Source organism: Lysinibacillus sp. RS11 (genome assembly GCF_042019215.1).
GTDB classification, from domain to species: Bacteria; Bacillota; Bacilli; order Bacillales_A; family Planococcaceae; genus Lysinibacillus; species Lysinibacillus xylanilyticus_A.
Genome location: NZ_CP168124.1, coordinates 3,142,516 through 3,155,057, shown reverse-complemented (window position 1 = coordinate 3,155,057; position 12,542 = coordinate 3,142,516). Strand labels below are relative to the sequence as shown.

The 12,542-nt window shown below is 36.6% G+C and carries 13 protein-coding genes; 8 read left to right on the top strand and 5 right to left on the bottom strand.

The features are described from left to right. Positions 1-39 precede the first annotated feature (39 nt). The gene (locus AB9L17_RS16325; protein ID WP_068983573.1) at positions 40-276 is read right to left on the bottom strand and encodes a Nif11 family protein; all 237 of its coding nucleotides are present in this window, start codon (positions 274-276) and stop codon (positions 40-42) included. A 308-nt stretch (positions 277-584) separates the two neighbouring features. On the opposite strand from AB9L17_RS16325, the gene AB9L17_RS16320 reads away from it, so the two are divergent. From AB9L17_RS16320 to AB9L17_RS16310, 3 genes are read left to right on the top strand one after another with little or no spacing between them, the layout of a single operon-like run. Further along, entirely contained in the window at positions 585-1,331 is a 747-nt protein-coding gene (locus AB9L17_RS16320) for a metal ABC transporter ATP-binding protein (protein ID WP_068983572.1), read from the top strand. A gap of 14 nt (positions 1,332-1,345) precedes the next feature. Further along, on the top strand, positions 1,346-2,209 hold the full coding sequence (locus AB9L17_RS16315) for a metal ABC transporter permease (RefSeq protein ID WP_068983571.1): 864 nt from the start codon (positions 1,346-1,348) through the stop codon (positions 2,207-2,209). Beyond that, positions 2,206-2,628 (top strand): Fur family transcriptional regulator, encoded by a 423-nt coding sequence (locus tag AB9L17_RS16310; protein ID WP_375199468.1) that lies wholly within the window; start codon positions 2,206-2,208, stop codon positions 2,626-2,628. Before AB9L17_RS16315 ends, AB9L17_RS16310 begins: the two co-directional genes overlap by 4 nt. A 76-nt stretch (positions 2,629-2,704) precedes the next feature. Here the strand turns inward: AB9L17_RS16310 and serC are convergent, their stop codons facing one another. Further along, positions 2,705-3,793, bottom strand: coding sequence for a 3-phosphoserine/phosphohydroxythreonine transaminase (gene serC, locus AB9L17_RS16305; protein ID WP_068983569.1), 1,089 nt, complete (start codon positions 3,791-3,793; stop codon positions 2,705-2,707). Positions 3,794-4,952: 1,159 nt separating this feature from the next. Here serC and AB9L17_RS16300 point away from each other — a divergent pair. After that, positions 4,953-5,489, top strand: coding sequence for a hydrolase (locus AB9L17_RS16300; RefSeq protein WP_068983568.1), 537 nt, complete (start codon positions 4,953-4,955; stop codon positions 5,487-5,489). Positions 5,490-5,522: 33 nt separating this feature from the next. On the opposite strand, the gene AB9L17_RS16295 is transcribed toward AB9L17_RS16300, so the two are convergent. Both AB9L17_RS16295 and AB9L17_RS16290 read right to left on the bottom strand, forming a co-directional pair. Then, positions 5,523-6,032, bottom strand: a complete 510-nt coding sequence (locus AB9L17_RS16295; RefSeq protein WP_068983567.1) for a PCYCGC motif-containing (lipo)protein — start codon at positions 6,030-6,032, stop codon at positions 5,523-5,525. Positions 6,033-6,112: 80 nt separating this feature from the next. After that, on the bottom strand, positions 6,113-8,425 hold the full coding sequence (locus tag AB9L17_RS16290; RefSeq protein ID WP_375199467.1) for a YhgE/Pip family protein: 2,313 nt from the start codon (positions 8,423-8,425) through the stop codon (positions 6,113-6,115). Positions 8,426-8,622: 197 nt separating this feature from the next. On the opposite strand from AB9L17_RS16290, the gene AB9L17_RS16285 reads away from it, so the two are divergent. The 4 genes from AB9L17_RS16285 to AB9L17_RS16270 all read left to right on the top strand — a co-directional run bounded on the left by AB9L17_RS16285 (position 8,623) and on the right by AB9L17_RS16270 (position 11,586). Beyond that, on the top strand, positions 8,623-9,096 hold the full coding sequence (locus AB9L17_RS16285; protein WP_068983565.1) for a thioredoxin family protein: 474 nt from the start codon (positions 8,623-8,625) through the stop codon (positions 9,094-9,096). A 177-nt stretch (positions 9,097-9,273) separates the two neighbouring features. Further along, on the top strand, positions 9,274-9,975 hold the full coding sequence (locus AB9L17_RS16280) for a tetratricopeptide repeat protein (RefSeq protein WP_068983564.1): 702 nt from the start codon (positions 9,274-9,276) through the stop codon (positions 9,973-9,975). A gap of 261 nt (positions 9,976-10,236) precedes the next feature. Further along, positions 10,237-10,791: a hypothetical protein gene (locus AB9L17_RS16275; RefSeq protein ID WP_068983563.1), complete on the top strand. Its 555-nt coding sequence runs from the start codon at positions 10,237-10,239 to the stop codon at positions 10,789-10,791. 141 nt (positions 10,792-10,932) lie between these two features. Continuing rightward, positions 10,933-11,586 carry an alpha/beta hydrolase gene (locus AB9L17_RS16270; RefSeq protein WP_068983562.1) on the top strand — a complete coding sequence of 218 codons (654 nt, stop codon included), beginning with the start codon at positions 10,933-10,935 and terminating at the stop codon, positions 11,584-11,586. A 64-nt stretch (positions 11,587-11,650) separates the two neighbouring features. Here the strand turns inward: AB9L17_RS16270 and proC are convergent, their stop codons facing one another. After that, positions 11,651-12,451, bottom strand: a complete 801-nt coding sequence (gene proC, locus AB9L17_RS16265) for a pyrroline-5-carboxylate reductase (RefSeq protein WP_068983561.1) — start codon at positions 12,449-12,451, stop codon at positions 11,651-11,653. Positions 12,452-12,542 lie beyond the last annotated feature (91 nt).

Below are 12,542 nucleotides of genomic sequence, written 5' to 3'. Positions count from 1 at the left end.
ATCAGCTAGCATAAGTCCTGATTTTCGGGCTATTTTCTATTATTTTGTAAATAGTGCGATCAGCTGTCTAGAACGCTTTCTACCTAAAACAGCTTCAACCTCTACAAGTATATCTTTCGGAATACCTAAAAAGAGCCAAGTAAATGAGAATTGCTCCAAATAAGGTCGTAGTTTTTTTACTTCAGAAGTTGTAATTTCAAACCCTTCAGCACGAGCAATGGCAACGACTTCTTTATCACTACTTTGTGCTAATTGCTGTAAAAATTGAATACTCAAAGCCAATCCCCCTTTTAAAGTTTTTTAGTTTCTTTGAAACGAAATCCTTCTTGTGAACGACGTGCCAACTCTGAAAACCCTTACTTTAAAAGTTTTAGAATCAATGCCTATTACAACGTAATTTGAGCGTGATTCAAGTAAAAAAGTCTTTGTTAAAGCGAAAAGTGACATCTAAATGTATTTAAACTTTTTTCGACAACATGAGACAGCCTATTAGTAAACTAATTTCCTTTACAAAAACAGTGATTTCATTTATACTTACAATTTGTAAATCGTAATGATTTTGAATTAGAAAGAAGCGGTCATGCATGAAAAAATCACTTATTGATATTGAAAACTTGTCATTTCAATATGACTATACACAAGTATTAAAAAATATCTCTTTCCGTGTAGAAGAGGGAGATTTTTTAGCACTTCTCGGTCCAAATGGTTCTGGGAAATCGACATTATTAAAAATTATTTTAGGATTATTAAAACCAATGACTGGAGAAATAAAGTTATTTGGTGAACCAAGTGCAACTTTTAAGCATCGTGAATGGATAGGATATGTGTCACAAAAATCCAATGCCTTCAATTCAGGATTTCCAGCAACCGTCCAAGAGGTAGTAAAAAGCGGATTAACAAAAAAATTAGGGCTATTTAAAAGACCTGGACGAGATGCAAAAGAAAAAGTACTAGAAGCATTAAAAGCTGTTGGAATGGAAGCTTTTATGAATCGTAATATTGGTGAATTATCCGGTGGGCAACAGCAGCGTGTCTTTATTGCACGAGCCTTAGTTAGCGAACCGAGACTACTAATATTAGATGAACCAACTGTCGGCATTGATCATGAGAATGTACAGTCATTTTATGATATGCTGGTCAAATTGAATCGGGAACAGGGAATTACAATGATTCTTGTCACTCATGATGTCGATACAGTGTCGAACCGTATCAGCCATGTAGCATGTTTAAATCAAACTATCCACTTCCATGGTTACAAAAATGAATTTGATACAATTTCTCAGGATGCGCTTGAAGCTTGGTATGGTCATTCTGTGAGAAAGATTCACTAGAAGGAGAAGGCTCAATGATTGAAGCAATTTTTAACTATGAATTTTTACAAAATGCCTTTTTCTCGGGGATATTAATTGGCATATTGGCACCGCTGCTAGGTGTTTTTATTGTTGTTCGCAGGCTGTCGCTTATTGCAGATGCCTTGTCACATGTGACACTTGCAGGTATAGCAGGAAGCTTATATCTCAGTCAATCTGTTCCAGCCTTGGCTATGCTAAATCCAATTTATCTCGGTATACTTGCCTCTGTTAGCGGTTCAATTTTAATTGAGCGACTAAGACGTTTATATAAGCACTATGAGGAGCTTGCCATTCCTATTATTATGTCAGGTGGGATAGGGATTAGTGCTATTTTCATCTCCCTTGCCAGTGGCTTTAGCACAGATTTAATGAGCTATTTATTTGGTTCAGTATCAGCTGTTTCACGTCAGGATTTATGGGTAGTGGTGGGAATCGCTGTCGTTGTTATTATCTTTTTGTTGTTATTTTTTAAGGAGCTTTTTGTTTTATCTTTTGACGAGGAATATGCAAAAGCTAGTGGTCTACCTGCTCGTTGGATTCATCTGTTATTTATGATTGTGACAGCACTAGTTATTGCTGCAAGTATGCGCATAGTCGGTATTTTGCTTGTGTCATCACTTATGACATTACCAGTGGCTGCTGCAATGCGTTTAGCAAAGGGCTTTAAGCAAACGATCATCTACTCGATTGTCTTTGGGGAAGCAGCTGTGTTAATCGGCCTTGTCAGTGCTTTTTATTTGGATCTAGCGCCTGGTGGTACAATTGTTGTCACTTCCATCTTCATTTTGTTACTAGTTATTCTAGCGAAGAAAGTAGTATTTAAGATGGCTGCAAAACAAGAGGAGGTAGCACAGTGAATGTTTCTAGAGCGTGGGAAATTTTAAAAGAGAACGGCTATAAAAAAACAGATAAGCGGGAGTTAATATTAGTTATGTTTGCAGCAACAGATAAATATCTAACAGCTCGTGACTTATTGGATGTTTTAAAAAAAGATTTTCCAGGTATGAGTTTTGATACAATTTATCGTAACTTAGCAACATTTGTGAAGCTTGGAATACTGGAAGAAACTGAGCTATCTGGGGAGCGAAATTTCCGCATGCATTGTGAGTCTGAACATCATCACCACCATTTTATTTGTTTGGATTGTGGCAATGTCAAGGAGTTAAATCTTTGTCCTATGGAAATGCTTGGAGAGAAACTACCAAACTACGAAATTGAAAATCATAAATTTGAGATCTATGGTAAGTGTCCGGATTGTAAGCATGAAACTGTGTAAAAAAAGGGGTAGCGCCAAGTGAAACATCACTTGGCGCTACCCCTTTAAATTTATAGTATTTATTCGTCGTTTATGATTATTGGTGTTTTTGTTGGAAAGCTACCATAAAGTCACGTAATGCTTCACAAGCTTCTAATGGGACAGCATTATAAGTAGAAGCACGGCAGCCACCTACAGAACGGTGTCCATTTAGTCCAACAAATCCTGCTGCTTTTGCTTCAGCAAGGAATTGTTTTTCAAGCTCTTCATCAGCAACACGGAAAGTAATGTTCATTAAAGAACGGCTTTCAGGTGTTGCATGACCTTTATAGAATCCATTGCTATTGTCAATGGCATCATAAATTACTTTCGCTTTTAACTCATTATGCTTCGCAATTTCAGCAACGCCACCTTTAGATTCAACCCATTTTAATACTTCACCTAGCATATAGATGCCAAAAGTTGGTGGTGTATTGTATAAAGAGTTGCTGTCAGCATGCGTTGTGTATTTCAGCATTGTTGGAATATTTTTATTCGCTTTTTCTAGCAAATCTTTGCGAATAATAACTACTGTTACACCAGAAGGACCAAGATTTTTTTGAGCCCCTGCATAGATTAGACCAAATTTACTTACATCAACTGGCTTAGAAAGAATATCACTAGACATATCTGCAACTAACGGTACATTTCCTGTTTCAGGGAATTCCGTCCATTGTGTGCCGTAAATTGTATTGTTTGAAGTGATATGCACATATGCATCATCCGCATTGAATTGAATGTCTGCTAAAGCTGGGATATTGCGATATTGATTTTCCTTTGTGCTAGCAGCTTCAACAGGCATACCAAAAAATTTCGCTTCTTTGAATGCTTTTTCAGACCATGAGCCTGATAAAACATAGCTTGCCTTTTGATCGGCCTGTAGGAAGTTCATTGGAATCATCGTAAATTGAAGACTAGCTCCACCTTGTAGGAAAAGGACTTCATAGTTTTCTGGGATAGCATAAAGCTTTTTCAATAAAGCAATTGCCTCATTATGTACTTCATCGAAAATGGCGCTACGATGGCTCATTTCCATAATTGACATACCTGACTCACGGAAGTTTACTAATTGCTGTTGGGCTTTTTCTAATACTTCTACTGGTAGTGCAGATGGGCCTGCGTTAAAATTGTATGCACGTTGTGTCAATGTGGTACACTCCTTGTGTTGTTTAATAAGGTGAATTTCGGGCTTTTAAGGTCAGTTCAAAGTCATCTATTTCATATACAATGTAAAGTATTGTACTGACCGTTAAAGCGAGATAAAGTGAAACTTCAATCAGCAGGGGGTTTCATCCTCTGCTGGTTGTTAGTTGAACCAATCGGGCTTTTACGGTCAGTTCAAAGTCATCTATTTCATATACAATGTAAAGTATTGTACTGACCGTTAAAGCGGGATAAAGTGAAACTTCAATCAGCAGGGGTTTTCATCCTCTGCTGGTTGTTAGTTGAACCAATCGGGCTTTTACGGTCAGTTCAAAGTCATCTATTTCATATAAATGTAGAGCATAGTACTGACCGTTAAAGCGGGATAAAGTGAAACTTCAATCAGCAGGGGTTTTCATCCTCTGCTGGTTGTTAGTTGAACCAATCGGGCTTTTACGGTCAGTTCAAAGTCATCTATTTCATATAAATGTAGAGCATAGTACTGACCGTTAAAGCGGGATAAAGTGAAACTTCAATCAGCAGGGGTTTTCATCCTCTGCTGGTTGTTAGTTGAACCAATCGGGCTTTTACGGTCAGTTCAAAGTCATCTCTTTCATATACAATGTAAAGTATTGTACTGACCGTTAAAGCGGGATAAAAGCACTTTACTGGATTATAACTCAATTTTCAAGAGAAAAAATAAAATTCTCACTATTCGAGCAAAATTGCGACAGGCTTGCAACAAAATGTACACAATTGAGATAAATTCTTAAAAGTATTTTTCTTTAAATACGAACAAATGAAAATTTAGATGTGCATATATGAGATTATATTTCGTGATTTGCGCATTGGTTAATCATTGGTGTTATAAAATGTTCGGGTTTGAAAAAAAGAAGTTTTATGGTAATTGTTTTAGCCTTCATTTAGTGAAATTCTTCTATGACAACAAGAGCCCATAGAAGTGCATGATATTAAGCATCTTGTTTAGATATGCCTAAGTTGCCCATATTACCGTTATATGCACTGGTTCGATGGAGGTTAAGGTGTAATATTGATGATATTTGCCGTTAATATAGGATGGACGGAAATTTTTTTAACTTTCTCCATAAACCAAGTATCTTTCGGTATAATGAACTGTGAAAATGAAGTAAGGGGTGTTTTAAATGTTTACAATAGAGGAAGCGTGTTTAGTTGTCGTTGATGTACAAGGTAAGTTAGCGACAATTGTTGATGAAAGTGAAGCGGTGATTGACAATGTGTCAAAGCTGGTACAAGCTATGAAGGCATTGGAAGTACCTATTTTATGGCTTGAACAAAATCCTAGTCGTTTAGGTGGGACTGCATTAAATATTGCTCAGCATCTTCAAGGGCAAGCTATTGCTAAAATGGCATTCAGTGCTTGCCAGGAGCAAGAATTTGTCGATGCATTGAAGGCAAGTGGTCGTACTCAATTTATCGTGACAGGGATCGAAACACATATTTGTGTCTACCAAACAGCAAGACAGCTAAAAGAGCAAGGGTTTGAGGTCGAAGTTGTTGTAGATGCCGTGTCCTCTCGTACAAAGGCCAATAAAGAGTTAGGGCTAGAGAAGATGAAGGCACTTGGAATTTTACCCACAAGCACAGAAATGATTTTATATGAGCTACTACAACGTGCTGATCATCCACATTTTAAAACGGTGCTACAGCTAGTTAAATAATAAAAAAACTCATCATAACGATGAGTTTTTTTATTAAGCAGGCATGTCCGTCGGTGTTGGTTTTGCGTAGCCTTCTTTATATGTGTCATCAATTGTTTGACGAATTTCTTTGAGACTCATGCCATCTTTATGCATTTTTGCAGACTGTACAGCGATTTCTAGGCAAACGTTACAACGCGTACCGTGATCATCCCAGACAATTGTTCCATCCTCGCGTTTTTCTTGAATAAAGCAGTTTAGATTGCTTTTATGTCCAACTGAATCGCCACATCCACAATAGCATGGCATCCATTCTAGAATTTCTGTAGACTGACCAGCAATTTGATACACTAAGCGAATATTTTCAGTTTGATTATTTAAAAAGGATGGTAGCACTTCTGCAGATGCAGTTTCCTCCTGAATATCTCCAGTAGCATGTGCATGTTCTTCGTGTGAAGCTTCTTTTGGCGTTTCGTTTTGATTTTTTTCAGCAACTTTTTTCTCCTCACCACAAGCACTTAACACTAATAACGATATAGCAAAAATAGATAGTAGTTTTTTCAATAAAAGCGCCTCCCACATGTTTACAATACTGCCATTATACCATCGTTCGCTTAAACATTGACAGGAAGCGCAGGTGAAAATCAATGAAAAATATCTAATCCACGTGTTTTGTTCATTAAAAGTTCCATTTTCTCACTCAATAATTTTTTCATGAAGAAACCAAATAGAATAAAAATGAGCCAGAAGCAAGATAAAAAGGCGAGATCCACCAATACCTTGGACCAAATAATACCACCAACAGCCTCTCGCATCATTTCAATTGCATAAGTAAAAGGTAAAAATGGGTTTATTATTTGGAAAAACTTTGGTAATAATTCTACTGGATATGTGCCGCCAGAACCTGCAATTTGTAACACTAACATGACAATGGCTAACGCTTTCCCAACATTTCCGAATACCGAAACTAGTGTATAGACAACTGTAACAAACACTAAGCTAATCAATAGCCCAAATGGTATAAAGTAATAAGGCGCACTAATGGATCCATCTAAAAGAACGATATCTCCTATTGTAATAATGAGCGTTTGGATAAATGAAAAAGTCGCAAATGTTAATAAACGTCCAAAGTATATTTCTCGAATACTGTATTGATGATTATCGTGAATATCAACAGATAAAAGTGAAATTAATAATAAACAGCCAACCCAGATGGAAAGTACAGTGTAAAATGGTGTCATAGCTGTTCCGTAATTAGCAATCGGAAACATCCTATGTTCCTGAAGCTTAATAGGCTCCTCAAAGAAATCCCGCTCGGCATTGACATCGTTTTTCAATAATTGAACAATTTCAGAAATATCTGCTTCGCTTTCTAATGTTCTTAGCTTCTCCGCTAAATTCTTAATTTTTGTACTTAAAGCAGGGAAATTCGATTGTACTGTAGCAATTGTTTTATTAGCTGTCGCTAACGTATTTTTTGCATTTGTTAAACGATCTGATACTTGAGGAAGAAAACTTTTTACATCCGTTAACATGGATGATGCATTTGTTAATGTATTTTTCGCAGAAGTCAGGGTCGTGCGAATTTGTGGTTCTAGATGATCGTTATAATGAGTAAGGAATTGATTCAGATTGTTCGAAGCATTTTGCGCAACACTTTGAACATCAGCGAGATCTTTTTTGATCTTTTCTCCATCAATATTATTTAACTGCTGAACTTTATTTGAGACGTCAGTTAGTAACGTATTTAGCTGATTTAATGCTGTTAGAGAGCTTAATGAATAATCAGTTAAACTAGGATTTGCCTGTAAATCTCCGCGTATAGCTTCAAGTTGTTCAATGATTTTTTTATTAGTTAGTAAAGTTTTAACCTCTTCAGAATTGCTTTGCTGTAGTGCTGTCAGGATGTTTTGTACTTTGTTTTCAAGCTGTTTACGAGTTGAAGCATCAGCTTGTGTTAATTTTTGCAGTGCTTCAAGTGTTTGTATGCTAGAATTTATTTTTTCGTGAGATGCATCCAGCTGTTTCTTAATCGCATCCTTTGTTTGGGCAATGGTTGCTGTATCCACATTAGCATTTTCTAGCTTCCCTACTAGCTCTGTAAATCGTTGCGCAATATTTTGGACAGCTTCTAAATCCTTTTTAATGATAGGGGATAGCTCGGTGAACAGTGTGTCAGCTTCATTAATCAATTTTAAACCTTGTTGAATAGTTGTAAGACCTTCATTCGTTAATTTTTCAACCTCAGGAACTTGGGTCATCGTGTGGTTCAGTAATGTCTCAGCTTCTTTGCCACCTTTAGCGGTTTGTGCTAAAAAGGTCTCAATACCAGGAAGATGTTGTTCAATTGTAAAAATATAATTTTCAAACGTTCTTAAGTTTGGAATTTCCCGTTCCATCTCAACACCGATCGTATTAAAAATAGCGAAAAGTGTTCCATTGACAGTTGAGATAAATTCACTAGAAACTTGTTGAGTTAGGCCACTAGCACCTTTAATTGTAATTTTGGGTGAGACTGCATTTATTTTTTCATTTACATAATAATCGATATGCGCTTTAGTAGGCTGATTTGACAGTATGGAGGTTAGTTTTTGTGAAAAGTCACTAGGGATTACGATAACCGCAAAATAGTCACCGTTTTTTAAACGATCCATGGCTTTTTCACGAGTTGTAAATTGCCAAGAAAAGCTTGTATTTGTGCTTAAATTAGCGATTACATCGTTACCGACATGTATATCTTCTCCTCTAACATTCGCTCCTGTGTCTTCGTTGACAATAGCAATTTTCATATTGGCTGTATGGGCATAAGGATCCATAGAGGCATAAATATTGAGCCACGCATAAAGAGAAGGTAAAAAGATAAGTCCACCAATAATGACAGCAACTACCCAGTTTGTTAAGATATTATGGATATCACTTTTATATATTTGAAAAACTTGTTGGATAGTGTGTTTCATATTATTAACCACTCCACCTTTATATTAAGCTTTGTACTATTTATGGTCCCAAAAATGGGCGGAATTATGTTTGGATTGTAGAAAAACTTATTTTTAAAAGACAAATTAGTTTACTAGGGTTTAAAAAAACTTTATAATCAATCGCGAATACACTAAAACTAGGATTTTTTAGTGTAGAAAAGGAGGAACACATTCTAGTGAAAAAACTACTAATTATTGGGTCAGTTATTGTTGTGTTATTTATAGCAATTGTTATGCTAACAAAAGTATCGAACGAAAGTAAGTTAACAAGTGCAAAGAATCCTTATGGCGACAAAGTACTAAAACAAGAAACAATTGATCAATTAGATGATGAAAATTACCAAAACATAATGTTACCTGAAGAACTTGAGAAAAAAATAAAAGCTGGTGAAGATGTCAATGCTTATTTCTTCAGTCCGACATGTGTACATTGTCAAGCCTTCACACCAGTATTAATGCCGATTGCTAAGGAGCTGGGTGTTGATATTGTTCAATTAAACACTTATGAATACGGGGATTTATTTGATCAATACAATTTTAAAGCGACGCCAACATTCATTCACTTTGAAGATGGTAAAGAGGTTGACCGCTTTGTCGGTGCATTACCAGAAGAAGAGTTACGTGCTTATTTAGAAGTATTAAAAAAATAAGGAAGGCTACGACTGTCTCAAAAGTTATTTTGAGCAGTCTTTTTTTATCTTCATTCAGTAAATGCTTGTACATACCTGAGAACAATTCGAAATCTTAAGGTAATTAGCCCAAGGCGAAATTGATTTTTGTAGTGTATACTGAATATACTGACGAGCTGTACATTGGAGGAATATTGAATGACAATGGATGATTATTTTTATAATGGCGAGCTAATGAAATGCTATGAGGTAGCTAAGCAAGTTACAGATGACAGCGAGAAAGCGTTAGCTGATCAATATATTAAATTATTGGAAGAGTATGATTTTGCTAGCTATCCAAAGGCTACGTTGTTTGTGGAAACTCAGCATGAAGAACGAACAGATGAAAGCTATCCTGAATCGGATGTCGTCGTGGAAATTCGTGCGATAAAAGATGAAGCACAGTTTTCTCAGCGTATTAAGGAGCTAGAGGATGTAGCGAAAACAGGTACTCCAAATGAAAAGGCACAATCATTCTTTACGCAGGGTGAACTGTTTTTGTTTGCACATCACTACAATGAGAGTGTCCATTGTTTTAAACAAGCTGTAAAAGAAAACCCTAATAAAGCTTTATACTGGGGGATTACAGGGCAAACGATGCACCGCTTCGGTTGGATGCCATTCGACGCCCTAGGCTACTTGGAGCAAGCGATTAATTTAGATGCAAAAAATGCGCGTTGGCTATGGAATAAAGCACTTGTTCTGATTCAATTAGCGAAGGATTTACAGATGGCGCCGTTTATGGCAAATGCAGCGATGACATTAGAGCAGGCGCTGGCTGTTTGCGGCGAGCATCAGCGATCATTAAAGGATGCTATTCAAAATACAATAGATAATATGGATAGCTATGTGTTTTCATAAGATAAAGCCTCCGGACGTATTGTTTATCTGTAGCGACAGCTACAATTATGCCAAGGCGAAATGAATAAAGTGACAATCGAGAACATCTTCGTTTCATTTATATGGCGAAGATGTTCCTTTTTGTTTCTGAAGCTATGTCAATGATGAAAACTATTTCAACAGCCTACATGGAAGGCGGTATACGTTGCCCGTTTCTTTATATTCTCCAATCATGGTATGATAGTGGGGAAATGATTTGTAAGATAAAGGACGGGTTTTTGGATGGCACAAGAAGTGGCAAATAAATTTATTGAAGATGTCTGTAATCATTTAGTGCGCAATATGAATATTACGAAAGTTGAGGAGCACTTTAAAGAGACAATTGCAATATACCGTAAATCGGCAGCAACACAAATTGATTTTTGGGATAGGCTGATGGTCAATATGTTGTATTTTACTGAAAATGAGCAAGTTTGGGAAAAAGAATTTTTGGGAATGCTCGACAAGAAAGAGTGGTTAAAGACTACTGTGTTAGAAGAAGAGCTTTTGATGCATCAAATGCGTATTCGTCAGCAGGTAGCGGAACAAATGGATGCCGCTAAAGAATTGTTCCATAAGCAATATGAGACAGAAGGTATGACAGAGGAAGATATTGTCTACGATTATGCTTATAGCTCTGCTGGACATTCAATGCGCATAGATTTATTAACAGTGCTTGTCTCAACACCTGAGCAATCAAAAGTACTTTTTAACGCAGATCCACAAGAAACAATTCGTATTATTAACGGCTATATTGCTTATCACACCGATGGGATTATTAATAAAGTTAAACTTTAATCGGTAGGGCAGTATTTATACTCATAACTAAAATTTTGCATGTCATTTATTAAAATGATAATGAGGCAATCCTGTTCTTGTCTAATTACCTTATGCAGTATAATAAGGAGATAGTAAGGACATCAGAAAGGAATTTTTTCAATGAATACACCATTTACATTTAAACATACACAACCTACGAATATGGACCCGAATAAAAAATACCCGGCAATCTTTTTATTGCATGGAATGGGTAGTAATGAAGATGATTTACCACAATTAGTACAGGATTTTAAAGAACAATGCCATATTTTTAGTTTACGTGGACCTATTACGCAAAAGCCGGGCTATGCTTTTTTCACGATCCAAGAGGTCGGAAACCCAGACCGTGAAATTTTTGATAAAGTGTTAGTGGCATTACAACGATTTATATTAGAGGCAATTGAAGAATATCAAGTTGATCTACATAAAGTGTACGTGCTTGGATTCAGTCAAGGAGCTGTTTTGGCACAATCACTTGCTTTTGCAATGGGGAATTTAATTACGGGAATTGTAGCGTTAAGTGGCTACACGCCAAAATTCGTTACAGAGGAATATGCAATTCGACCAGTTAATCATTTACATGCATTTATTTCTCATGGTGATTATGATTATATTATCCCGTCGCAATGGGGCGCTGAAAGTAAAGAAATCTTTGAGCAATTTGGTGCTACTGTGACATTTAAACAGTATCCAGATGGCCACGGTGTTACACCAGAAAATTTACGTGATCTAACTGCATTTTTAGCGCAGGAATTACAAGATAATATTCAATAAAGTGAAACCGAGGCATGTAGGATGTCTCGGTTTCACTTTTATTCTTTAGTAGATCAATTAAGAGCTATTTCGATAAGCTGCGATCCTTGTCAGTAACGGCAGCTACTGCATCGTGAATGGTTGTTTCAAAATGATTACTTTGTAATGAGGATACACCTTGAATTGTTGTCCCGCCTGGTGAACATACCTGGTCTACAAGTGCCCATGGGTGTTCCTGTGATTGTAAAATCATTTTTGCACTACCGAGTACTGCATTTGCTGCAATATCAAGAGCCATGCTTTTTGGCATCCCTTCACGTACAGCAGCACGTGCTAAAGCGTCAATATACATATAAGTAAATGCTGGTGAAGCACCACCAATCGTTGTAAATATCGAAAATAGGTGTTCAGGGATCTCGATAATTGTTCCAACTGTTTCAAACAGTGAAATGACATGTTGAAGCTGTATATCTGATACTTGCTCACTTGTTGTATAGCAGCTTGTAGAGGCACCGATAAGCGCATTGATATTTGGCATTACACGAATAATAGGGGTAACTTCAGATAGATAACCTTGGAAGTATGTAATATTTTTACCAGCAGCAATGGATACAATGACATGGTTGTCTTGTAAATGCTTTTTCACCTCAGGTAAAACATCAGGTAACATTTGGGGTTTAACACCAAGGATAATGACGTCACAATTTGACATAATATCTTCAATAGAGCTTGCGGCTTGAATACCGAAAGAGGTTGCTAATTTTGTTGTTTTTGCTTTGGTACGATTATAGCCATAAATAAAAGTGGAATCAAAATCTCCGCTTTTGCACATTCCTTTAATAATAGCTGTAGTCATATTTCCAAGGCCGATAAATCCGTATTTCACGTGGTAGACACTCCTTCATAAAGTTAAAACATACACATTAGTATAGAGTAGATTGTTTTACTTGAATAGTAATATGCTAAGAATCAAGCTA